This is a genomic window from Kitasatospora sp. NPDC022785 (genome assembly GCF_055561295.1).
On sequence record NZ_JBVHHB010000039.1, the window covers coordinates 1 to 20,765 of the forward strand.

A 20,765-nucleotide genomic window follows, 5' to 3' on the forward strand; every position below is an offset into this window, starting at 1 on the left:
ACCCGGAAGCTAAGCCTCACAGCGCCGATGGTACTGCAGGGGGGACCCTGTGGGAGAGTAGGACGCCGCCGAACAATCATTCACAAAGAACCCCCGATCCGTCACGGATCGGGGGTTCTTTGCGTTTCCGGTTGACGTATCGTCAGGGCATGGACGATCAGGACGCTCAGCAGGAACGGGTCTACGACGGAACACCGGCGACCGGCGAGGGCGCGGTGGTCGCCCGTGAGGTGCTTTCGCCGGGTGTGCGGGACGGCGCACTGCGCGTCCTGGCGGACGCTCAGGCGGTGGACGGCCGGGAGGCGGTCTCTGAGCAGGGGCGGCTCCGGTTGCGTTCCTCCGACTCCGCCCGCCCCGGGGTAGTCCACCTCGTCCAGCACGAAGGCCGTGAAGCCAAGGGCATCGCCGGCTACGGCCAGCTGGAGGTCCCCCAGGCCGGTGATGCCAACCCCTCCGCCGAGCTGGTGGTCGTTCCGGCCGTGCGCGGCCGGGGCTACGGTCGCCCGCTGGTGGACGCGGTTCTCGCCGAGGCACACCGCGCCGGCCGGGACCACGTGGACTTCTGGGTGCACGGCGGCCACCCGGCTGCCCGCCATCTGGCCGAGCGGTACGGCGCCGAGCTGGTCCGGGAGCTGCGGCAGATGCGCCGGACCGGGCCGCAGACCGAGGAGGTCGCGCTCCCCGACGGCGTCGAGCTGCGGACGTTCCGTCCCGGCGTCGACGACGCGGAGTGGCTGCGGCTGAACGCGTCGGCCTTCGCCCACCACCCGGAGCAGGGCGCCTGGACGCAGCGGGACCTCGCCGACCGGCTGGCCGAGCCCTGGTTCGACCCGGCGGGCTTTTTCCTCGCCACCCGTGGCGGCAAGGTCGTGGGCTTCCACTGGACCAAGGTGCACCCGGCGACGGCCACCGAGCCGGCGCTGGGCGAGGTGTACGTGGTCGGGGTGGACCCGGCGGAGCAGGGCAGCGGCCTCGGCCGGGCGCTGACCGCGGCCGGCCTGCGGCACCTGACCGGCGGCGGCCCGGGTGAGCGGGGGCTGGCGACCGTACTTCTCTACGTCGATGCCGACAATCCGGCCGCTGTGCGGGTATATGAACGACTGGGGTTCATCATTCACGAGGTGGACCTGATGTACCGCGCCGAGTACCGCACGCACCAGGAGCCGAGCGGGGCATAGCGGAGAGCCGGGGCCGGAGGCAACCGGTCGGTCGTACGACACCGGTCCGGCCCCGGCCCCGACCGACTCAGCTTTCCTCCTGGCCATGCGGTGTTTACCGTGGATTCAATTGCTGCCGCGAAGATCACAGGATGAAGTCCGCAGTGTCTCGTTCGTGCAGCGTCGGCGACGCCTGCCGGCCGGTCCCGTGTTGACCGCGCCGGGCGGGTGGGCGTTGGCGCTGGGCGAGAACGAGGGCCCGCAGAGCCTGTCGCGTCCGGACGCCGTCCTGCTGGAGGAGCTGGAGCCCATGAGCATCCCCCGCCCCGTCTCTGCCCCGCTGTCGCCTCCGGCCAGAATGTCCAGTGCCCTGGGGATACCGCCGGAGCTGCCGGCCGCCGACGGGCAGGACCAGGAGGAGCTGCCCCAGGGCCGCTTCCTGGACCGCGAGCGCAGCTGGCTCGCGTTCAACGAGCGGGTCCTGGAGCTGGCCGAGGACCCTGCGATCCCGTTGCTGGAACGGGCCAAGTTCCTGGCGATCTTCGCGAGCAACCTGGACGAGTTCTTCATGGTCCGGGTGGCCGGCCTGAAGCGCCGGATCGCCACCGGAGTGGCCCAGCGCAGTGCCTCGGGCCTTCAGCCGCGCGAGGTCCTGGATCTGATCTGGACCCGTTCGCGCGAGCTCATGGCCCGCCACGCCGCCGCCTTCCAGCAGGAGGTCCTGCCGGACCTCGCCGCCGAGGGCATCGAGCTGGTCCGCTGGCCGGAGCTGGCCGAGAAGGAGCAGGCCCGGCTGCACACCCTGTTCCGGCAGAAGATCTTCCCGGTGCTCACCCCCTTGGCGGTGGACCCGGCGCACCCCTTCCCGTACATATCGGGGCTCTCCCTCAACCTCGCCGTGGTCGTGCGCAACCCGGTCTCGGGCCACAAGCACTTCGCCCGGGTGAAGGTCCCGCAGTCCCTGGCCCGGTTCCTGGAGGCGTCGCCGCAGCGGTACGTGCCGCTGGAGGACGTGATGGGGGCGCACCTGGAGGAGCTCTTCCCGGGCATGGAGGTGCTGGCGCACCACGCGTTCCGGGTGACCCGCAACGAGGATCTCGAGGTGGAGGAGGACGACACCGAGAACATCCTCAAGGCCCTGGAGAAGGAGCTGATGCGGCGGCGCTTCGGCCCGCCGGTGCGGCTGGAGGTCGAGGAGTCGATCGACCCCTACATCCTGGACCTGCTGGTGCGGGAGCTGAACATCACCGAGGCGGAGGTCTTCCCGCTGCCCGGCCCGCTCGACCTGACCGGCCTGTTCGGCATCGCCGACCTGGACCGTCCCGAGCTGAAGTACCCGAAGTTCGTGGCCGGTACGGCGCGCGGGCTGACCGACGTCGAGTCGGCCTCCCAGCCGGACATCTTCGCCGCGATGCGCGAGCGGGACGTGCTGCTGCACCACCCCTACGACAGCTTCTCCACTTCGGTGCAGGCCTTCCTCGAGCAGGCCGCGGGCGACCCGGACGTGCTGGCGATCAAGCAGACGCTGTACCGGACGTCCGGTGACTCGCCGATCGTGGATGCGCTGATCGACGCGGCGGAGTCCGGCAAGCAGGTGCTCGTCCTCGTCGAGATCAAGGCTCGCTTCGACGAGCAGGCCAACATCAAGTGGGCCCGCAAGCTGGAGGAGTCCGGCTGCCACGTCGTCTACGGTCTGGTGGGGCTCAAGACGCACTGCAAGCTGTCGCTGGTGGTCCGCCAGGAGGGGGACACCCTTCGGCGCTACTCGCACGTGGGCACCGGCAACTATCACCCGAAGACCGCCCGGCTGTACGAGGACATCGGCCTGCTGACCTCGGACCCGCAGGTCGGCGCGGACCTCTCGGACCTCTTCAACCGGCTCTCCGGCTACTCGCGCCGCGAGTCGTACCGCCGGCTGCTGACCGCGCCGCGCGGGCTGCGGGACGGGCTGATCTCGCGGATCCACAACGAGATCGCCCACCACCGCGCCGGTCGTCCGGCGTACGTGAAGCTCAAGGTCAACTCGATCGTCGACGAGGCCGTGATCGACGCGCTGTACCGGGCGTCCCGGGCCGGCGTGCCGGTGGACGTCTGGGTGCGCGGGATCTGCGCGATCCGCCCGGGGGTGCCAGGGCTGAGCGAGAACATCCGGGTGCGCAGCATCCTCGGGCGCTTCCTGGAGCACTCGCGGATCTTCGTGTTCGGCAACAACGGCGATCCGGAGGTGTGGATCGGCAGCGCCGACATGATGCACCGCAACCTGGACCGCCGGATCGAGGCGCTGCTGCGGATCACCGACCCGGCGCACCGGGCCGAGCTGTCCGGGCTGATCGACCTCGGGGTGTCGGACGAGACGGAGTCCTGGCACCTGGGGGCGGACGGGGCGTGGACGCGCCACGCCCAGGACGCGGAGGGGAAGTCGCTGCGGCACGTCCAGGACCTGCTCATCGACTCGCGCCAGCGCCGCCGGGCCGCCGCGGCCCGGTGACGGTGCGCCGCTGCCCCGGCGCCCGGCCACGACCACCGACGCGGGCCGCTGAGACCGAGGCCGGCGAGGGCGGCGGCCACTGATGCGTGCCACTGATGCGTGCCACTGACGCGTGCCACTGACGCGAGCCACTGATGCGAGCCGCTGAGCGGTCGGGACCCGCCGCAGCGGTCGGCCACCAGCCCCGGGGGACGGCCCCGGGGGAACGGGGATCTAGCTAGTCATGACCGATGCGCCGATGACGGCCCTGGCGGCCTCGACCGCGACCGCCGGGGACATCCTCTCCAGCCATCTCACCGCCCAGGCCGGCGTGTTCCTGCGCGCGCTGCCGCAGGCGGTGGGCGAGGTCGGCGCCAGACCGGGGACGGCCGTCGTCCCGTCCGTCGGCACGGCCGACCTGCTGCGGGCGGTGCGGCGGATCGGCGGGCTGCTGCACACCTTCGGCGGCACGTTCGAACAGACCTGGGCGCAGGAGTCGCGCACCGAGCTTCGCTGGCTGCTCAACCTGCTGGCGCTGGAGCCGGGGTACGTCCGCCGCTCGGCCCGGCTGCTGGGCGCGCTGGACGCGCTGAGCGGCAGCGAGGCGGACGGCGCGGGGATGCTCGCCGGCCACGCCGGGGTCCCGAAGGCGCGGGCGCTGCTCGACCGCCAGCTGACCCTGGCCCGGACCAGGGCGCACACGTCGGTGCTCCAGGAGCTGCGTTCGGCGCGGCTGCACGCGCTGGCGGACCGGATGACGCTGCTGGTCGCCGAGGCGCCGATGCTGGACGCGGCGGGCGGCCGGGCCGCGGCGGTGCTGCTGCCGCAGGCGGGGGCGGCGTTCACCGCGCTGGCCGCGAGCGCCCGGCAGCTGCCGTTGCAGCGGGCCGCCACTCCGTACGGCGGGGACGGGCTGCGCCGGCTCGGCTCGGTGCCGACGGCCCGGGGCGCGGTGGACGCGGACGCGGCGCTCGCGGCGGACGACGCCCCGTGGCACCGGGTGCGGATCCTGGTGAAGCGGGCCCGGTACGCGTCGGAGGTGTGCGGCCGGCCGGCCGTCGAGCTGGACGAGCTGGACGAGGTGCTGGGCCGGCACCAGGAGGCGGCGGACGCCGCGGTCACCGCGGCCACCGCGGCACGGACGCCGAGGATCACGCCCGCCACGGCGTACGTGCTCGGTGTGGTGCATGCTGATCAACGACTGGAGGTGGAGGCGGCGCGGTACGCCTTCGGCCACCGGTGGCCCGAGCTCCCGTCCGGCCTGGACGGTGGGCTGGAAATTCCCCCGGCCGAGGGCTGGGGGTCCGACCCCGCACCCCGGATGGCATGAGTTGCGCAACCGCCTGAGCACCGAGCAGGCCGATGGCCCCTTCACGAGCAGCAGCCCCGGCGGCGGGCGGTCGCCGGTCGTCCTGGCGGCGGGCGCGGTGCTCTGGCTGCCCGGGCGGCCCAAGAAGAGCGGCCGGCTGGGGCGGCCGCGGATCGCGGTGATCCACCGGCCCAAGTACGACGACTGGAGCCTGCCCAAGGGAAAGCTCGACCCGGGCGAGGGCGTGGTCGAGGCGGCGCTGCGCGAGGTGCGTGAGGAGACCGGGTTCAGCTGCGTCCTGGGGGATGAGCTGCCGGCCCAGCACTACCTGGCACAGGGGCGGCCGAAGGAGGTCAGGTACTGGGCGGCGGTGCCGTCCGCCGGGGCGTTCCGGCCGAGCCGGGAGGTGGACCGGCTGGACTGGCTGCCGGCCGGGAAGGCGCGGGCGCGGCTCACGCACGAGCGGGACCGGGTGCTGGTGGACGCCTTGCTGGAGCTGCTGGGCGCCCGGCCGGTGGCCGGTGGGCGGGGCCGGCCGTCGGTGAAGGAACAGTGGAAGTGATCTCCCCGCGCCCTTGCCGTGACGCAACCGTTACTACCTGACGTAGTTTCCTGCCATCCGTTCGAGGTTCACTCGCCGTTCACTTCCGACCGGCTGTCGTGTCACTTACCCGGCCTAACTTCGGGGATACCGGAGGGCCGCACGGGCCCCGGACCACAGCAAAACCCGCGCTCCGCCGTCTTCGTACGGCCCGCGCGCCGGGCAATGCCACAGAAAGGGACACCCCTGTGAAGCTCCAGCGGAACGGCCGCTCCAAGGCCCTCGCCATCGGTGCCATGGCGCTCGTCAGCTCGCTGTCGCTCGCCGCCTGCGGTTCGGACGAGAACAACAACACCAACGCCGGCAGCGGTTCCAGCGGGTCCGCTCCGGCCGCGATCAACTGTGGCAGCAAGCCCACCGCCCTGCTCTCCGCGGGCTCGACCGCCCAGGGCACCGCGATCGACGTCCTGAAGACCAACTTCGGTGCGGCCTGCAAGGAAGCCTCCATCAACTACGGTGGCGGCGGCTCGGGTGCCGGTGTCCAGCAGTTCAACCAGGGCAAGATCCAGTTCGCGGGCTCCGACTCGGCGCTGAAGCCGGCCGAGGTCGAGGACAGCAAGAAGGTCTGCACCGGCGGCCAGGGCATCAACCTGCCGCTCGTCGCGGGTCTCGTCTCGATCGTCTACAACGTGGACAACGTCGACAACCTGGTCCTGGACGGCCCGACCATCGCCAAGATCTTCGACTCGCAGATCACCAAGTGGAACGACCCGGCGATCGCCGCGCTCAACCCGGGCGCCAAGCTGCCGGACGCCGACATCCAGGCCGTCCACCGCACGGACGACTCCGGCACCACCGAGAACCTGACCAAGTACTTCGCCAAGGTCTCGGGCGGCGCCTGGTCCTACCCGGCCGGCAAGGCCTGGGCGGGCAAGGGCGGCCAGGGCGCCAACGGCTCCGCCGGTGTCGCGGCCCAGGTGAAGCAGGTCAAGAACTCGATCAGCTACGCCGAGCTGTCGTACGCCCAGACCAACAACCTGAAGAGCGCCGCGATCAACACCGGCGCCTCCAAGCCGGTCGAGGCCACCGCCGCCAACGCCGCCACCACCTTCGCCAAGGCGAAGATCGCCGGCACCGGCAGCGACCTCGCGCTGACCCTCGACTACGCGACCAAGGACGAGGGCGCCTACCCGCTGGTCCTGGTCACCTACGAGATCGTCTGCGACAAGGGCAACAAGGCCGACACCCTCGACACCCTGAAGGCCTTCCTCGCCTACGGCATCAGCGACGCCGGCCAGAAGGCCATCGGTGAGAAGGGCTACGTGCCGCTCCCCAAGGAGCTGACCGACAAGGTCAACGCCGTCATCCCGACGCTGGCCTGACCCAGTAGGACCTCCGGTGGAGCGGCCCCGTGAACGAGGGGGGTCGGGGCCGCTCCACCGGGAGCAGAGACCGAGAAGCACGTCCGGGGCACCGCCGCCAGGGTGCCGCCCCCTCGGGGCAGCACCACCAGACCGGAGTAGACCAATGACTTCATCCACCCCTGCCGCCCCGCGAGGCAGGGAACGCCGCAAGCGCGACAGCCGGCTCGGCGACAAGATCTTCATGAATGCCGCGCGAGGCTCGGGCATCCTGCTGCTGGTCGTCATGGCCGCCATCGCAGGGTTCCTGACCTGGCGCTCCGGCATCGCCCTCGGCAAGAACCAGGGCAACTTCCTCACCACCTTCGAGTGGACGCCGGACGCCCCGAAGCCGGTCTTCGGCATCGCCGTCCTCGCGTTCGGCACCATCGTCAGCGCGGTCATCGCGATGGCGATCGCCGTGCCGGTGGCTATCGGCATCGCGCTGTTCATCTCGCACTACGCGCCGCGCCGGATCGCCCAGCCGTTCGCCTACCTGGTGGACCTGCTGGCGGCCGTGCCCAGCATCATCTACGGCCTCTGGGGCGCGCTCTTCCTGGTGCCGCACCTGTACGGACTGACCAGCTGGCTGGACGAGTACCTCGGCTGGACGTACGTCTTCGACCAGTCCCGGACCGGCACCGTGCCGCGCACCCTGTTCACCGTCGGCATCCTGCTGGCCATCATGATCCTGCCGATCATCACCGCGGTGAGCCGTGAGGTCTTCCGGCAGGCGCCGCGGATGCACGAGGAGGCGGCGCTCGCGCTCGGCGCGACCCGCTGGGAGATGATCCGCACCGCGGTGCTGCCGTTCGGCCGCCCGGGCATCATCTCCGCCTCGATGCTCGGCCTCGGCCGCGCGCTCGGCGAGACCATCGCGGTCGCGGTGGTGCTCTCCTCCAACAACGTCCTGTCGCTGCACCTGCTCGACCCGGGCGGCGGAACCTTCGCGCAGAACATCGCGCTCAAGTTCAACGAGGCCCAGCCCTTCGGCCGGGACGCGCTGATGGCCTCCGGCCTCGTCCTGTTCGTGATCACCCTGCTGGTGAACGGTGCCGCGCGGCTGATCGTCGCCCGCCGCAAGGAGTACTCGGGGGCCAACGCATGAGTGCCGCTACGACATCGGTTCCGGCGGACGCCCGCCCGATCGGCCGCCCGCTGACCGCCAACCGGCTGCCCAAGTGGGCCCCGGCCGCCGTCGCCGCCGGCTCGATCGCCCTCGGCTGCGCGATCGGCGTGCTCGGCGGCCTGGAGAGCCACCTGCAGTGGGGTCTGATCTCGGCGCTGCTGTTCCTGGCGGTCAGCTACGGACTCGCCGCCCGGGTCGAGGGCCGCCGCCAGGCCAAGGACAGGTTCGCCACCTCGGTGGTCTGGGTCGCCTTCATCCTGGCCGTGGTCCCGCTGGTCGCGCTGACCGTCTACACCGTCCAGCAGGGTGCCGGGGTGGTGGACGGCTACTTCCTGTCGCACTCCATGAAGGGCGTCCTGCAAGCGGGCCCCGGCGGTGGTATCTACCACGCGCTGATCGGCACCGTGGAGCAGGTCCTGCTGGCCACCGCGATGGCCGCCCCGATCGGTCTGCTGACCGCCGTCTACCTGGTCGAGTACGGCCGTGGCCGGCTCGCCAAGGCGGTCACCTTCTTCGTCGACGTCATGACGGGTGTCCCGTCGATCGTCGCCGGTCTGTTCATCCTCTCCCTGTGGAACATCGCCCTCGGGTTCAACTACTCCGGCTTCTCGGGCGCCCTCGCACTGGCGATCCTGATGATGCCGGTGGTGGTCCGCTCCACCGAGGAGATGCTGAAGCTCGTCCCGAACGAGCTGCGCGAGGCCTCGTACGCGCTCGGTGTGCCGAAGTGGAAGACGATCCTGCGGATCGTCCTCCCCACCGCGATCGGCGGTATCACCACCGGTCTGATGCTCGCGGTCGCGCGCATCACGGGTGAGACCGCCCCGGTGCTGATGCTGGTGTTCGGTGCCGACTACATCAACAGCAACCCGTTCGACGGGCCGCAGCAGTCGCTGCCGATGTACATCTGGCAGCAGTACGCCGTGGTGAACAACGACTACGGCTACGCCCGTGCCTGGGGTGCCGCGCTGGTGCTGATCGCCTTCGTGATGGGGCTCAACCTCATCGCCCGTGGCATCGCACGCTGGCGCTCGCCCAAGGGCGGACACTGAGCCTCCGACTGACGTACGACACAGAATTCATCAGCGGCCCCCGGCCGCGGGCGAGAGAAGACGAAAGATCATGGCCAAGCGCATCGACGTCAGCGGACTGTCCGCCTTCTACGGCACCACCAAGGCCATCGAGGACATCTCGATGAGCATCGAACCCCGTTCGGTGACGGCCTTCATCGGCCCCTCCGGCTGCGGGAAGTCCACCTTCCTGCGCACCCTCAACCGGATGCACGAGGTGATCCCGGGTGCCCGGGTCGAGGGCAAGGTGCTCCTGGACGACGAGAACCTCTACGGCGCCTCGGTCGACCCGGTCGCCGTCCGCCGCTCGGTCGGCATGGTCTTCCAGCGTCCGAACCCGTTCCCGACCATGTCGATCTACGACAACGTGGTCGCGGGGCTGAAGCTCGCGGGTGTGCGCAAGAAGTCCGTCCTGGACGGCGTGGTGGAGAAGTCCCTCAAGGGCGCCAACCTCTGGAAGGAGGTCAAGGACCGGCTGAACAAGCCGGGCGCCGGCCTCTCCGGCGGTCAGCAGCAGCGCCTCTGCATCGCCCGCGCCATCGCGGTCGAGCCGCAGGTCCTGCTGATGGACGAGCCCTGCTCCGCGCTCGACCCGATCTCCACCCTCGCCATCGAGGACCTCATCGGCGAGCTGAAGTCCCAGTTCACCATCGTCATCGTCACGCACAACATGCAGCAGGCGGCCCGCGTCAGCGACCGCACCGCCTTCTTCAACCTGGCCGGGGTCGGCCAGCCGGGCAAGCTGATCGAGCTGGACGACACCCAGCGGATCTTCTCCAACCCGTCCGTGCAGGCGACCGAGGACTACATCTCGGGCCGCTTCGGTTAGTCGGGCCGCTCCTCCCGAGGAGCCCCCGACCCACAGACTGCTTCGCGGTGCTGCATGGCGGTGCCGCCGCGAAGTATGAAGAAGGGCCCGCCCCCGAGATGTGGGGGCGGGCCCTTGTCAGTTCCAGGGGCGTCCGGAGGCTCAGCCCCAGAACAGGTGGATGAACCAGTACACCAGCGCTGCGACGATGGCGGCCGCCGGCATCGTGATGAACCAGCCGAGCACGATGTTCTTCGCCACGCCCCAGCGGACCGCGCGGATCCGCTTGGTGGCCCCCACGCCCATGATCGCCGAGGTGATCACGTGGGTGGTGGAGATCGGCGCCTTGAAGACGAACGACGTGATGTACATGACGGTCGAGGCGGTGGCCTCGGCCGCGAAGCCCTGCGGCGGGTCCAGCTCGATGATCTTGCGACCGAGGGTCCGCATGATCCGCCAGCCACCCGCGTAGGTGCCCAGCGAGAGCATCGTGGCGCAGGAGATCTTCACCCAGACCGGGATGGCGTCGGTGCTCTGGTGGCCCGAGATGGTGAGGGCCATCACCACGATGCCCATGGTCTTCTGGGCGTCCTGCAGACCGTGCGCGAGGGCCATGGCGGCGGCCGAGGCGGTCTGGGCGACCCGGAAGTTGCGCTTGGCGCGGTGCGGGTTGGCCCGCCGGAAGAGCCAGAGGATCGCCAGCATCACGATGAAGCCGCCGACCAGGCCGACGATCGGCGAGACGATCATCGGAATGACGATCTTGTCCAGGACGCCGCTCCAGATCACCTCGGTGCCGCCGGCCAGCGCCGCGCCCACCATGCCGCCGAACAGCGCGTGCGAGGAGGAGGACGGGAGGCCGAAGTACCAGGTGATCAGGTTCCAGGTGATCGCACCGACCAGGGCGGCGAAGAGGATCGCCATGCCCTGACTGCCGGTGGGGGTCTCGATGATGCCCTTGGAGACGGTGTGCGCCACGCCGCTGCCGAGGAAGGCGCCGGCCAGGTTCATCACGGCGGCCATCGCGAGCGCGGCCCGCGGGGTCAGCGCCCGGGTGGAGACCGAGGTGGCGATGGCGTTCGCCGAGTCGTGGAAGCCGTTGGTGTAGGTGAAGAAGAACGCAACGCCGAGGACGGCGATGAGTGCTGCCATGTCCACGAGGGTCAGGACTCCTTGACGGCGATGGTCTCCACCGTGTTGGCGACGTGCTCGAAAGCGTCCGCCGCCTCCTCAAGGACGTCCACGACCTGCTTGAGCTTGAGCACCTCGATGGCGTCGTACTGGCCGGAGAACAGGTGGGCGAGCAGCTTGCGGTGGATCTGGTCGGCCTGGTTCTCCAGGCGGTTGACCTCGATCCAGTACTCGGTGAGGTTGGACATGGTGCGCAGGTTCGGCATCGCCTCGGCGGTGAGCTCGGCGGCGCGCGCCAGCACCTCGATCTGCTGCTCGATCCCCTTGGGCAGGGTCTGGATGTCGTAGAGGACGACCAGGTCGACGGCCTCCTCCATGAAGTCCATGATGTCGTCCAGCGACGAGGCGAGGCTGTAGATGTCCTCGCGGTCGAAGGGCGTGATGAAGGACGAGTTCAGCTGGTGGAAGACGGCATGGGTGGTGTCGTCCCCGGCGTGCTCGGCGGCGCGCATGCGCTCGACGATCTCCGCGCGGGCCGACACGTCTGATCCCAGCAGTTCCAGCAGGAGCTTCGACCCGACGACGAGGTTCTCCGCTGCCGCGGCGAACATGTCGTAGAAGCTCGTCTCCTTCGGGGTCAGGCTAAAACGCACGGAAATCTCCGATGTGCGGGGTAGGGACTGAACGATGCTAGGTGCAACCAAGCGCAATCGTGCAAACGGGGTGGTGGGGGAGGAGCCGGAACCTCCTCTTCCGGTTGCCTGCCGCAGCAGTGGACCCGACCCGCACGCCCATGTGCGGACACGAGCCCCCAGTCTGACGGAACCTCGCCCGGATTGCCCCCGGCGTGCGGGCGGAAGACCGCGGTGTCGGCCCGGAAGGGGGAACCCCTCCGCACACCCCTTTCGGAGCCGCCCGGACACCTCTCCGGTGCGCTCCGGGCCTGCGGACTTGCGCCGGAGGAACACCGGGACCGGCCCCGGTGTTGGACACTGGAGGCCGACGCAGCCACCGAGGCACTCAGACGAAGGCGGGCCGATGACCACGACGGAAGCGCGCACCCAGCCGGACCACGCGCCCGGGGCGGAGCCGGGCGGCGACCAGCCGGTGCCGGCCGCCGCGGAGGCGGCCGACCACCGGGCCGACCAGCACGCCGGCCACGGGCCGCACGGGTACAGCGCGCAGAAGGACGCCCACCTCAAGCGGCTGCGCCGGATCGAGGGCCAGATCCGCGGCCTCCAGCGGATGGTCGACGAGGACGTCTACTGCATCGACGTGCTCACCCAGGTCTCGGCCAGCACCAAGGCCCTGCAGTCCTTCGCGCTCTCGCTGCTGGAGGAACACCTGCGGCACTGCGTCGCCGCGGCCGCCGAGGAGGGCGGCACCGAGCTGGACGCCAAGGTCGCGGAGGCCACCGCCGCGATCGCCCGGCTGCTGCGCAGCTGAGACCCTGGACAGCCGCACCCCGCGCAGCCGCACCCCGGGCGCTTGCGCACGGCGGAGGTACCGGCACCCACTCTCAGTCCCGGCTCCCCGCTTCCGGCGGCCCGTCGGCGGACACCCCGCCGTCGGGCCGGTCCAGCAGCACCTCGTCGATCCGCTCGGTCGGCAGCCGGTCGTCGGTGCTGGCCGTGGCGGCGATCATCAGCTCACCGGCCAGGTCGATCTCGTCGAGGGCCGCGTCGTCGTGGCCGCCGCTGCGGCCGCCCGTGGACGACACCACCTGCACCACCCCTTCAGTGCCCCGCCAGCCCGGGCGGCAGCCACCCGACGTCCAGCCTAGGCACTTCGGAGCCCGCCCACATGGCACGGACGGGCCATCTCGGCGCCGCCGAAACGGGTGGGCCCGACCGCTCCGGGCGGCCCACCGACGCCGGCGGCGCCCCTGCGCCCCGCTACTTCGGGCTCTCCGTGGGCTTCATCGCGTAGATGTCGGAGGCCGGCGGCTCGGCCGCCTCCACCGCCTTGCCGAAGTCGGCCAGCGAGGTGGTGGACGTCACCTTCACCTGGTCCTTCGCCTCCTTGGAGCCGGCGACCCCGGCGAAGGTGAACACCTCGACCACCTTGTGCAGCCGGCCCTGCTCGTCCAGCCAGGCGTCGTACGGGACCTCCTTGACCGTGAAGGTCTGCGCCGCCATCCGCAGCCCGTCCCCGCCCCGGCCGCCGGTGGCCTCGGCCGCCTTGGTCAGGTCGAGGGTGCCGCGGTAGTGCTTCAGCGCCACCCCGCCGGCCGTCTCGGTGCCGACCAGGTCCGCCTTCTGTGCCCCGCGCAGCGCGCCGGTGGCGGAGGCCGGGTCCGTCGCGCCACTGGAGACGAGGTTGCCGTCCGGCAGCTGGCGCACGTCCAGCTTGACCCATTTGCCCTCGGGCACCTTGGCGCCGCTGTTCTGCAGATAGACGGTGCCCGGCAGGACCACCTCGACGATCTTCCCGGTGGTCGCCGCGCCGGGCGGCACCGTCACCTCCAGCCGCCCGATCCGCTTCACGTAGTCGTAGCCGCCGGTGCCGGTGAAGACGGCCTTCTTGTCGGCGGACTCGGTGACCAGCTCGGTGGTGGTGCGCGCGGAGCCCGTCCGACCGGTGATGTCGGCGGCATTGCGGACGGCCGTCACCGGGTCGGCGGAGAGCTGGTCGGGGGCGGCCGCCTTCCGGTCGGCGGAGCCGTCGGAGGCCCCGGATCCGCCGGAGCAGCCGGCCAGCCCGGTGAGGGCGGCGGCGAGGGCGACGGCTCCGGCCGCCGACCGCAGGTGTGGCAGCGGGCGGCCGTGCCGCCGGCCGCTGCGCTGCACGCCGGTGATCTTCATCTCGCGACAACCCCCTCGGGCCCGACTGCCCCGCCGGCCACCACCACCGGGTGGGCAGAGCTCTTGCCGGGCAAACGAGTTGAGGTCCGGGGGGTTACGCGGAACCCGGCGCGCAGCGGGCGTCGCGCGCCGGGGTCCCGGCGGGTTACCGTGAGGCACGTGCACAGTGAGCTGCCGGTTGACCCCGGCACCACCCCGATGCCCGAGCACCGTGTCGCGATCAGCGAGCGCGGTTCCTTCTGTTTCGCGACCTGCAGCTGCGGCTGGTTCTCACCGGCCCGCCGCTCCCGCGACCTGAGCAGACGCGAGGCCGCCGACCACCTGGCGGAGAACGGCGCCGGCGGCTCCTAGCCGTCGGGGACGGCGTTCCGGGAAGGAAGACGGCACCGGCCTTCGGAACCGGCCTTCGGGGCCGGCCTCAGGCCGCCAGGTCGGACTCCGGCGGCTGCTCGTCGGCCCGGACGGGGCCGCGCCCGCCACCGCGCCGCCGTCCGCCGCGCGGGCCGCTCTGCGGGGCCCGGATCAGCGGGGCGGCCGCGGTCCGCGCCAGTGCGTGGCACAGCGGGACCAGCACGGCCATCGCGATCGGTGCCAGCAGCAGGACGACCGCGGTGGCGAGCGCGAAGCCGCCGATCACGTCGGTCGGGTAGTGGACGCCCATGTACATCCGGCAGAAGCCCTGCAGAAGGGCGAGCCCCCCGGCGATCCAGCCGAGCCGGCGGTTCACCAGGAACAGCGCGACCGCGATGCCCATCGACATCGTCGAGTGGTCGCTGACGAAGGAGTGCGTGCCGGCCTTGCCGTCCACCAGCACGTCCAGCCCGGTGTGGTCGACGAACGGGCGCGGGCGGTCCACGATGGCGGCGATCGGCAGGTTGGCCAGCTCGGCGATGGCGACCGAGAGCGGTGCCCAGAGCAGGCCGGCGACGGCCACCGGGGCGTCCGGGCGGCGTCTGGCCTGCAGCCAGCCGACCAGGCCGAGCAGGGCCAGGCCGATCAGGATGCCGTACTCACCGATCCAGGAGACCAGGTGGTCCAGCCACTCCGGGGAGCGCTTGGCCAGGCCGTTGACGGCGTAGAGCAGGCCGAGGTCGGGGTTGGTCGTGTCGGCAAGCGGCGTCGACACGCCGCACCTCCTTCTGGTCCACAGCACCTGGTCGTTCCGGCCGTGGCCCGCCCGTCCCTTCCCGTCCGGGAAGGTGACGCGGGGCCATCGGACACAACGTCATAACCGGGCTGCAGCGTTCCACGGAAACACGCGGTTATCGAAACTTGACTCAGCGTCCACAGTGCACGCACACCCGGCGGTCCGGGGAGGGTTAGCTCTTTGCAGGCGTTTGACCTGGACCTGCCGGGGCGGGGCCGGCCGCGACGGCCGCCCGGGACGCCGGGCCGGCGGCGGGCACCCCCAGGGCGGCGACGGGCGAGGGGGCGGCCGGGGACGGCGTGGGGGTCGGGGCCGGCGTCTCCGGAGCGGTGGCGCCCGGGCGGCTCGGGGCGGTGATGCTGCCGTCAGCGTTGCGCCCCGGCAGCGCCTGCGCGCCGTCCGAGGTCACCCGGGTGGCACCGATGTACTCCCGGGTGTCGATCTTGTCGTAGCGGATCACCGCACCGGTGTGCGGCGCGTTGATCATGTACCCGCCGCCGACGTAGATGCCGACGTGGTGGATGCTCCGCGGATCCGTCAGGTCCGTTGCCCAGAACACCAGATCCCCCGGGCGGAGCTGGTCGCGCGAGGGGTGCTGCCCGGCGTACCACTGGTCGTTGGCCACCCGGGGGAGCGTGATCCCCACACTGGCGTACGCGGCCTGGGTGAGCCCGGAGCAGTCGAACCGCCCGTTCTGCGACGGCAGCCCCTCGCCGCCCCACAGGTACGGGGTCCCGAGCTTGGTCTGCGCGAAGTAGATCGCGCCGGAGGACTGCTGGGAGACCTCGACCGGCGCCGTCGGCGCCGTGAAGCTGCGGGCCATCGCCTGGATGTTCTTCACGTAGCCCTGCGTCTCCTTGTACGGCGGCACCCCGTTGTACCTGGTCACCGCGTACGGGCCGGCGTTGTAGGCGGCCAGCAGGTTGGCCTGGCGGTCTCCCGGCACCTTGGAGACGTCCTTGGCGAGGGCGCAGTCGAACGTGGCCGCCGAGGCGATCGCGTCCATCGGGTCCCAGACGTCCTTCTTGCCGTCATTGTTGCCGTCCGTGCCGTATGTTCCCCACGTCTCCGGCATGAACTGCGCCATTCCCTGTGCGCCCACGCCCGACCGGGCACGCGGGTCGAAACCGCTTTCCTGGTACAGCTGCGCCGCGAGCATCGGCGGCGAGATCTCCGGACAGAGCGCGCCCCACTGCTGGATCGGCGCCTGGTAGGCCGCCGGAACGGTGCCCGGCGAGAGCGCGGAGCGATTGGCCGACTGCTGCGGCGCACCACTCGCCGCATACGTCGCGACCGTGACCATGCAGACGAAGCCGACCGCGACAACTCCCGCAGCGGCGGCGGCCGTACCGGCCTTCCGGAGTACCATCAGCACCATCCCGACGAATCGTCAGTCGAAGTGTCCCGGAAGGCGTTGCTCACCGCAATCATCAGAGATACAAAGAGTGAGCGCTATCCTTCGTACGGTGGACATCCTCGCGTACGTGTCCCATACCTCACGACCAATCCGCGAGAAGCAGCCAAGTCGACATCAGATCTGGCCAAGAATAGGTACCGACCCTTCGCGCGGGCGGGGTCTGGGCCCTTGAATTTGCCTGATCGGGCGGTGAGATGGAAATGAACCTGAGCAGCGTGAACAGCATCGCGATCGGCCACCTGGCCGAGGACCCACCAAAGAAGCCGAATATCGACACCATCATCGGCGGGATCGCCCCGGACTGGGGCCCGTTCGCGAGCCTCGGGTCGGAGGCCCGGGTGATGGTCGAGGTCGTCATGGCCGTGGCGATCCTGGCCTGCCTCGGCATCGCCGTATGGGGCGCGGCCAAGCAGCGCATCGGCGCCACCGCCATGCGCGACAGCTTCGGTGCCGAACAGGGCAAGGGGCTGATCATCGCCGGGCTGACCGGCGTGTTCATCATTGGATCACTCGGCACTCTGTTCACCATTGTGTACGGCATGGCCATCTGACGATCGGACAGGGCGGACGAGGCAGGCGGTGAGCCCGCCCGGCCGTCCGGCCGTCACGATCCGCCGGAGTCCCCGCCGGGAGTCCACCCATCACCCCGCCCTCCGCGCCCGCCCACGGGCGGAGGGGCCCCGGAGCCGCCCCGGCTCCCCGCACCAGGAGGGCCGCCGTGCCGTTGTCCGACGACCAGCCGCACACCCGTACGCGGCTGCCGGTCGGTGAACAGCCCTCCTCCCAGCCGACCACCCGTCAGTCCAGGCCGCTGCGCACCCTGCTGACCGTCCTGGCGGTCGTCACCCTGCTCGTGGTCGCCATCTCCATCGCCAACCGCGGCAAGGCCGACCCCGGCAGCACCGCCGGGCGTTCCGCCGACGCAGCCCCCACCGCCGCCTCCGGCGCCGGACCGGCCCCCAGCGGCGACCAGCCCGTCAGCACCACCACCAACGGCATCGGCAGCGGCTTCCCGCACACCGACCAGGGCGCACAGTCGGCCGCCGCCAACTACGCGGTCGCCATCGGCTCCGCCGACATGTTCCGCACCGACAGCCGCCACGCCATCGTCGCCACCATCACCGACCCGTCCGCCACGGCAGCCCTCCAGAGCCGCCTGGACCAGGGGTTCACGCCCGAGACAGCTGCGAAGTTCGGCGTTGACGCGCAGGGCCGACCGCCCAAGGGCCTCACCTTCGTCAGCCGGACGATCCCGGTCGGCACCAAGAACAGTTCGTACAGCCCGGAGAGCGCCAAGGCCGAGGTCTGGTGCACGGGGCTCTTCGGTCTGGCCGGCGAGCGATCGGTACGGCCGGTCTCGGAGGAGTGGTTCACCTTGACGCTCAGTCTGCGATGGACCGGTGACGACTGGAAGCTCACTGATTTCAGTCGGGTGGCGGGCCCCGCACCTGTCCCGCCGGACCAGCAGGCCGCGACCTCTGAGGAGATCACTGGTGCCGTCGAGCAGTTCGGAGGCTTCCGCTATGCCCGCTGACGGTGGTTCGGGTTCGCTGAAGCGAGGCCTGGGCCGACTGGCCGGCGGCTCGGCGGCAGGACTCCTGTCAGTCGTGTTCACAGCCCAACGAGCCTTCGCCGAACCCACACCCACACCCAGTGCGACCAACACCAGTTGCCCGGGGGTGCCGCTTCCGGGTAACGATGTCTACTGTGCCCCCGGCGGCAGTGGATCCATCCCCGGGAGTTCGACCGTCGGGAGTGTCACCGACCCGCTCGGGTCGTTGGCGAAGGGGTGTGCGCAGGCGGCGGCCTGGGTGGTGCGGAGTCTGTCTGGGGCGATCGACGGGACGACGCAGGTGGACTTCACCAACGCGTCGTTCCTGCAGCAGTACGCGGTGGTGTTCGCCGCGTCCACGATCATCACGCTGGTGCTCTGGCTGCTGGCGGTGACGAAGCGGGCGGTGCGCGGGGCGCCGTTGACGACGGCGGTCTCGGAGGCGATCGGCTTCCTGTGGCTGACCGTGGTGGCGTCGGCGTTCACGCCGCTGATCCTCTACACCGTGGTGAGCGCGACGGACGGGGTCACCAAGGCGATCGCGGTGGGGACGAAGTCGGACACCGGGACGTACCTGGGCGGGTTCGCGGACACCCTGGAGAAGGGGTCGATGGGTGGCGGCCCGCTGATCCTGATCATCGTGTCGCTGGTGGCCGTGCTGGCGGCGGCGGTGCTCTGGGTGGAGCTGCTGATCCGGGCGGCGATGCTGTACGTGGGCGCGCTGCTGGGGACGGCGGTGTACGCGGGGCTGGTGGACAAACAGCTGTGGAAGCACGTGCGCCGCTGGGCGGGGGTGATGCTGGCGGTGGACCTGGCGAAGCCGATCATCGTGATCATCCTCGGGCTGGCGGGCGCGGTGGCGACCGGTGCCGGGGCCAGTGACGACTTCGCGCGGGTGCTGTCGGGGCTGGCGATCCTGTTCCTGTCGATCTTCGCGAGCGCCTCGGTCTACCGTTTCGTGCCGGGCTTCGGCGACGAGATCATGAGCATGCGCAACGCCCGGGCCAACGCGGTGTCGGCCGGTTCGGCGATGATCAACGGGACCGCCAACCTGGTGAAGCAGGGCATCAGCACGCACGGCGACCGCGGCCCGCAGGGCGGCGGCGGGGGCGGTGCGGGTTCGGGCGGCGGCTCGGTCGCGCCGGGGATCGCCGCCCATGCCGCGCGCACCCCGGCGCCGCCGCCGCAGGCCGCACCGCCGGCGTCGGTTCCGATCCGCGACAGCAATCCAGCGAAGGGAGGGTGACGGGTAAGTGAGCAGCGAACCACTCGGTCAGTACGGTGCCCAGTACGCCCAGCCGTACGTGCACCAGCGCCGCACCTACCTGATCGGCAAGGCCCGCCCGAACGCGCCGATCGGCCGCAACCGGGAGTCCGGCGAGATCGTGCTGATCATCTTCGGGGCGTTCCTCGGCATGCTCTGGGGCCTGATGATGCCGGTCCTGCCGCTGCGCATCGCGGGCCTGGTCGGCCTGCCGATGCTGGCGATCGCGGCGGTCTACGTGCCGTACCGGCGCCGGACGTTCTACAAGTGGGTGGAGATCAACCGCACCTACCGCCGGACGGTCCGCAGCGGTCGGGCGGTGTGGAAGTCGGACGCGATGGACGCCGGCACCCGGCTGGACGGCCGCGAGGTCGAGGTCGGGCCGCCGCCCGGGGTCGGGCGGCTGCGCTGGCTGGCGGCGCCTTTCGGGCCGGACGAGGTCGGGGTGCTGATGCACCTGGAGCGGCGCACGGTGACGGCGGCGATCGAGATCGAGGGCCCGGGTGTGGGTCTGCGCGATTCGGAGGACCAGGAGGCGCTGGTCGACCGGTTCGGCACGCTGCTGAAGCACGTCGCCAACGGGGACGGTTTCGTGACCCGGCTGCAGATCCTCGCCCGGACGCTGCCGGCCGACCCGGACGCGCACGCCAAGGACGTGGAGCGACGCGGCGACCACGACGCGCCGCGCTGGCTGCAGGACTCGTACGACCAGCTGCAGTCGATGGTGTCGACCTCCTCGGAGCAGCACCGGGCGTACCTGGTGGCCTGCATGCACTACACCCGTGACCTGGCGGCCGAGGCGCACGCGATGGGCAGGACGGCGACCGGGCGTCGGGCCCGGGACGACGAGGGCCTGGCCGCGGTGATGGCCCGGGAGCTGACCGACATCTGTGCGCGGCTGGCCGAGGCGGACATCCGGGTGCGCCAGCCGCTGGGCCAGGCACGGCTCTCCTCGCTGCTGCACTCGATGTACGACCCGGACCACCCGATCGACCACATCCAGGCGATGTCCCGCCGCAACGCCTGGCCGGCGGAGCTGGACGCGACGCACCCGCAGTTCCTGCAGGCGAAGACCCGGGAGTCGGTGACCCGGGCGCCGTGGTGCCACGCCACCGCCTGGATCAAGGAGTGGCCGCTGACCCCGGTGGGCGTCAACTTCCTGGCCCCGTTGCTGGTGCACACCCCGGACGTGATCCGGACGGTCGCGGTGACGATGGACCTGGAGCCCACCGACGTCGCGATCGAGCGGATGCTCACCGAGAAGACCAACGACGAGGCGGAGGCGAGCCGCGCCGCCAAGATGAACCGTACGGTCGACCCGCGCGACCTGGCCCACACCGGCCGGGTCGACCAGCGTGGTGACGACCTGGCGTCCGGCGCGGCCGGGGTCAACCTGGTCGGCTACATCACGGTGTCCTCGCGCAGCCCGGAGGCGCTGGCCCGCGACAAGCGGACCATCCGTGCCTCGGCCGGCAAGAGCTACCTCAAGCTGGAGTGGTGCGACCGCGAGCACCACCGCGCGTTCGTCAACACCCTGCCGTTCGCCACCGGCATCCGCCGCTGATCCAC

At 71.1% G+C, this 20,765-nt stretch carries 20 protein-coding genes and 1 rRNA gene; 15 read left to right on the forward strand and 6 right to left on the reverse strand.

The annotated features are described in order from the left end of the window. From rrf to pstB, 9 genes are all read left to right on the forward strand, one after another. Window positions 1-74, forward strand: a 5S ribosomal RNA gene (gene rrf, locus ACZ3YO_RS37245); the annotation flags it as partial. Window positions 75-149: 75 nt separating this feature from the next. Further along, a complete protein-coding gene (mshD, locus tag ACZ3YO_RS37250; protein WP_465578375.1) occupies window positions 150-1,178 on the forward strand; it encodes a mycothiol synthase in 1,029 nt (342 codons plus the stop codon). A gap of 289 nt (window positions 1,179-1,467) precedes the next feature. Continuing rightward, window positions 1,468-3,645, forward strand: coding sequence for an RNA degradosome polyphosphate kinase (locus ACZ3YO_RS37255; RefSeq protein WP_465578462.1), 2,178 nt, complete (start codon window positions 1,468-1,470; stop codon window positions 3,643-3,645). 223 nt (window positions 3,646-3,868) lie between these two features. Continuing rightward, window positions 3,869-4,954, forward strand: coding sequence for a CHAD domain-containing protein (locus tag ACZ3YO_RS37260; RefSeq protein ID WP_465578377.1), 1,086 nt, complete (start codon window positions 3,869-3,871; stop codon window positions 4,952-4,954). A gap of 82 nt (window positions 4,955-5,036) precedes the next feature. Then, entirely contained in the window at window positions 5,037-5,495 is a 459-nt protein-coding gene (locus tag ACZ3YO_RS37265) for an NUDIX hydrolase (RefSeq protein WP_396325444.1), read from the forward strand. Between the two features lie 227 nt (window positions 5,496-5,722). Beyond that, window positions 5,723-6,856 carry a phosphate ABC transporter substrate-binding protein PstS gene (gene pstS / locus ACZ3YO_RS37270; RefSeq protein ID WP_465578379.1) on the forward strand — a complete coding sequence of 378 codons (1,134 nt, stop codon included), beginning with the start codon at window positions 5,723-5,725 and terminating at the stop codon, window positions 6,854-6,856. Window positions 6,857-7,001: 145 nt separating this feature from the next. Next, a complete protein-coding gene (pstC, locus tag ACZ3YO_RS37275) occupies window positions 7,002-7,982 on the forward strand; it encodes a phosphate ABC transporter permease subunit PstC (protein ID WP_465578381.1) in 981 nt (326 codons plus the stop codon). Beyond that, window positions 7,979-9,055, forward strand: a complete 1,077-nt coding sequence (gene pstA / locus ACZ3YO_RS37280) for a phosphate ABC transporter permease PstA (protein ID WP_465578383.1) — start codon at window positions 7,979-7,981, stop codon at window positions 9,053-9,055. Before pstC ends, pstA begins: the two co-directional genes overlap by 4 nt. Window positions 9,056-9,125: 70 nt before the next feature. Further along, on the forward strand, window positions 9,126-9,902 hold the full coding sequence (pstB, locus tag ACZ3YO_RS37285; protein WP_465578385.1) for a phosphate ABC transporter ATP-binding protein PstB: 777 nt from the start codon (window positions 9,126-9,128) through the stop codon (window positions 9,900-9,902). 141 nt (window positions 9,903-10,043) lie between these two features. Here pstB and ACZ3YO_RS37290 read toward each other — a convergent pair whose 3' ends face one another. Both ACZ3YO_RS37290 and ACZ3YO_RS37295 read right to left on the reverse strand, forming a co-directional pair. Then, on the reverse strand, window positions 10,044-11,039 hold the full coding sequence (locus ACZ3YO_RS37290; protein ID WP_465578387.1) for an inorganic phosphate transporter: 996 nt from the start codon (window positions 11,037-11,039) through the stop codon (window positions 10,044-10,046). A 5-nt stretch (window positions 11,040-11,044) separates the two neighbouring features. Beyond that, window positions 11,045-11,665 carry a DUF47 domain-containing protein gene (locus ACZ3YO_RS37295; RefSeq protein WP_329489086.1) on the reverse strand — a complete coding sequence of 207 codons (621 nt, stop codon included), beginning with the start codon at window positions 11,663-11,665 and terminating at the stop codon, window positions 11,045-11,047. A gap of 385 nt (window positions 11,666-12,050) precedes the next feature. Here ACZ3YO_RS37295 and ACZ3YO_RS37300 point away from each other — a divergent pair, with 385 nt between their 5' ends. After that, a complete protein-coding gene (locus tag ACZ3YO_RS37300; protein WP_465578390.1) occupies window positions 12,051-12,458 on the forward strand; it encodes a metal-sensitive transcriptional regulator in 408 nt (135 codons plus the stop codon). 73 nt (window positions 12,459-12,531) lie between these two features. Here the strand turns inward: ACZ3YO_RS37300 and ACZ3YO_RS37305 are convergent, their stop codons facing one another. After that, window positions 12,532-12,735 (reverse strand): hypothetical protein, encoded by a 204-nt coding sequence (locus tag ACZ3YO_RS37305; RefSeq protein WP_465578392.1) that lies wholly within the window; start codon window positions 12,733-12,735, stop codon window positions 12,532-12,534. Between the two features lie 172 nt (window positions 12,736-12,907). Further along, on the reverse strand, window positions 12,908-13,816 hold the full coding sequence (locus tag ACZ3YO_RS37310; protein ID WP_465578394.1) for an SCO4651 family lipoprotein: 909 nt from the start codon (window positions 13,814-13,816) through the stop codon (window positions 12,908-12,910). A gap of 159 nt (window positions 13,817-13,975) precedes the next feature. Between ACZ3YO_RS37310 and ACZ3YO_RS37315 the strand changes: the two genes are divergently transcribed. Next, window positions 13,976-14,167, forward strand: coding sequence for a hypothetical protein (locus ACZ3YO_RS37315; RefSeq protein WP_465578396.1), 192 nt, complete (start codon window positions 13,976-13,978; stop codon window positions 14,165-14,167). A gap of 67 nt (window positions 14,168-14,234) precedes the next feature. On the opposite strand, the gene ACZ3YO_RS37320 is transcribed toward ACZ3YO_RS37315, so the two are convergent. Together ACZ3YO_RS37320 and ACZ3YO_RS37325 are read right to left on the reverse strand one after the other, a co-directional pair. Then, on the reverse strand, window positions 14,235-14,942 hold the full coding sequence (locus ACZ3YO_RS37320) for a phosphatase PAP2 family protein (RefSeq protein WP_396325428.1): 708 nt from the start codon (window positions 14,940-14,942) through the stop codon (window positions 14,235-14,237). Between the two features lie 193 nt (window positions 14,943-15,135). Beyond that, window positions 15,136-16,341: a C40 family peptidase gene (locus tag ACZ3YO_RS37325; RefSeq protein WP_465578398.1), complete on the reverse strand. Its 1,206-nt coding sequence runs from the start codon at window positions 16,339-16,341 to the stop codon at window positions 15,136-15,138. A gap of 239 nt (window positions 16,342-16,580) precedes the next feature. Between ACZ3YO_RS37325 and ACZ3YO_RS37330 the strand changes: the two genes are divergently transcribed. From ACZ3YO_RS37330 to ACZ3YO_RS37345, 4 genes are all read left to right on the forward strand, one after another. Then, a complete protein-coding gene (locus ACZ3YO_RS37330) occupies window positions 16,581-16,931 on the forward strand; it encodes a hypothetical protein (protein ID WP_241002623.1) in 351 nt (116 codons plus the stop codon). A gap of 167 nt (window positions 16,932-17,098) precedes the next feature. Then, the gene (locus ACZ3YO_RS37335) at window positions 17,099-17,914 is read left to right on the forward strand and encodes a DUF8175 domain-containg protein (RefSeq protein WP_465578401.1); all 816 of its coding nucleotides are present in this window, start codon (window positions 17,099-17,101) and stop codon (window positions 17,912-17,914) included. Continuing rightward, the gene (locus tag ACZ3YO_RS37340; RefSeq protein WP_465578403.1) at window positions 17,904-19,178 is read left to right on the forward strand and encodes a hypothetical protein; all 1,275 of its coding nucleotides are present in this window, start codon (window positions 17,904-17,906) and stop codon (window positions 19,176-19,178) included. Before ACZ3YO_RS37335 ends, ACZ3YO_RS37340 begins: the two co-directional genes overlap by 11 nt. 7 nt (window positions 19,179-19,185) lie before the next feature. Then, window positions 19,186-20,760 carry an SCO6880 family protein gene (locus tag ACZ3YO_RS37345; protein ID WP_396325424.1) on the forward strand — a complete coding sequence of 525 codons (1,575 nt, stop codon included), beginning with the start codon at window positions 19,186-19,188 and terminating at the stop codon, window positions 20,758-20,760. Window positions 20,761-20,765: the final 5 nt, after the last annotated feature.